3 protein-coding genes and 1 pseudogene are annotated in these 2168 nt (G+C 36.9%); all 4 read right to left on the reverse strand.

Annotation, left to right across the window (positions count from 1 at the left end; genetic code table 11):
• Positions 1 to 255: 255 nt before the first annotated feature.
• On the reverse strand, positions 256 to 888 hold the full coding sequence (locus AC1DTM_RS23735) for a LysE family translocator (RefSeq protein WP_477001036.1): 633 nt from the start codon (positions 886 to 888) through the stop codon (positions 256 to 258).
• 190 nt (positions 889 to 1078) lie between these two features.
• Positions 1079 to 1336, reverse strand: a complete 258-nt coding sequence (locus AC1DTM_RS23740; protein WP_016091904.1) for a DUF3963 domain-containing protein — start codon at positions 1334 to 1336, stop codon at positions 1079 to 1081.
• Between the two features lie 167 nt (positions 1337 to 1503).
• Positions 1504 to 2013 carry a phage tail protein gene (locus AC1DTM_RS23745; RefSeq protein ID WP_199715635.1) on the reverse strand — a complete coding sequence of 170 codons (510 nt, stop codon included), beginning with the start codon at positions 2011 to 2013 and terminating at the stop codon, positions 1504 to 1506.
• Positions 2000 to 2168: pseudogene (locus AC1DTM_RS23750) on the reverse strand (transcriptional regulator); the annotation flags it as partial. The gene AC1DTM_RS23745 and the pseudogene AC1DTM_RS23750, both read right to left, overlap by 14 nt.

Here is a 2168-nt window from a genome sequence, read left to right on the forward strand (position 1 = left end):
AAAAGTACCTAAAATAATATGATCATATTATTTTAGATTTCACATTGCTCTCAAGCTAACAAAACAAAATTCCCCTATAATAAAAAATACGGTATTCCTACCGTATCCTCTAAAAAAAGAAACAGCATCTACTAGCATTTTTGAAAAAACGTTAGGTAAAAGTAAGAACATACAGTAGCTGGCTTTATTTTTAATACCATTCTTATTCCACTTACAATCGTTCCAAAAAGATAGTAACTTTCCCCAAGAAGACTCTTACTGTCGACGTTCAAAAGCAAGACGTACAGCAAGACCTGTCAAGACGCTTGCCATAAGCCAACGCTGCACTCGCAGCCACGTTGGGCGTGTGCCAAACCATTTGGCAACTCTACTTGCTGTAAATACAATTAGGAGGTTGACTATAAAGCTAACCGTTATTTGTGTAAAGCCCAGAACTRCACCTTGTAGAAGCAACGATCCTTTCTCAGGATCTTCAAATTGAGGTAGAAGTGACACATACAAAATAGCAATCTTAGGATTCAGCAGATTCGTCATAAGTCCCATTAAAAATAATTTCCGTGGCGGCTCAATAGCAATAGTACAAGGTTCCATAATAGATGTAGCACCAGGCTTAATCGAATTCCATGCGAGCCAGAGTAAGTAAGCAGCACCTGCCCACTTAACTGCTTCATAGAGAGACGGAACAGCTAGGAAAAGGGCTGTAAGTCCGAACATTGTTGCGATTATATAAATTATGAAGCCAAGCATGATACCCAAAAGAGAAATGAATCCTGCCATACGCCCCTGCGTAATCGAGCGAGAAATGAGATAAATCATGTTAGGCCCAGGTGAACAAACCATACTAAGTGAAACAATTGCAAAAGCTAGCAAAGTGCTAAAACTGACCATGAATCTTCCACCCCTTTATCTTACATAAATTTCTTATCGTCCATTTTATCATGATTGAGGAGAAAAAAGATTAATGTATGCCTATTCATATAAGGTTAACATAGCCTATTATTATCGGGGTTCACTGTATTTAGAAGACTATGAAAAGTCCTCCATTTTTTTCACTGGGGTCTTTCTTGATCACAAGGCTTTAAAAGTAACCTATCCATAGTGATATTAAAGCTACTACTAACAGGGCAAGAAGAAATATGATATTTCGAATCCACTTTTGTATATCATCAAAATACCGTTCTACAAATGCAACGTTGATATAAAACATGAGAAATACAACAAAGAAGGTAAAGTTACCAAATTTATCGTTCAATTTTTCATTAGTAAATGTACTTACATGAAGGAACAGTAAAGCAAAAGTTACTAAGAATAACTCAAATAGCCTTTTTTTGCTCACCCCACCACCCCCTTACAGTAATTTCCCTTTGTTTCATTTTATAAGAACGTAGTGTGTAGCAGACTGTAAATATTATTTACTTATGTAAAAAAAGGCTACCAATTCAAGATTGTTAGCCTTAATAGCGCCTTTTAAAAAATAACTCAATATAACAAATGACTGATTCTTCAACTTACACTATATTCTCCTTTTATTACAAAAAACGAACCTCGAATTGTTCCAGCAAGTTTAGACTTCTGTCTAGCAAACTTAAACTTCTCTACTAACTCCGTTGGTATCTCCATTCCCTCAGAAAGCTTAAATCCAACGGCCCGCTTCTTTGGGTTATCCAACGTATACATGACGTTGACTGCAAGACCATCCTCATAGAAGACATAGGCAAATTTAATATTTTCCACTTGAAAACACGATGTTTCTAAAGGTTTAGCCGCAAACTCAATATCACGTTCTTCTTTCAAAACGCGGTTCACATAGTCAAGAGTCTTCTCACTTTCACTAGCTGGTACAACCGTAAATTCATGCTTGTATTTGTTCATAAAGTAACGTGCTTCATGGGCACGTAGACCAGCAAGCGCTTCTGCTATAGGTGAAGATTCTAAGCCAGCTGTAGTTACAATTTTAAAATCTACGATATTGGACAATTCCATCTCTCCTTTAATCTCTTTACTTCCTAACAACAGGAATCCACATTTCACCAAAAACTAAGCCGTTTCGCTGCCCCATCTCAACCGTTGTATTTGGCCCACCAACATAGGAAAAATCTTTTACTTCTGCTAATGCTTGACCAAATGCAATACCAGTAAGCTTATTACTTAGCTCCTCAGCTGTATTG

It is taken from the genome of Bacillus sp. P4_D3 (assembly GCF_056401855.1).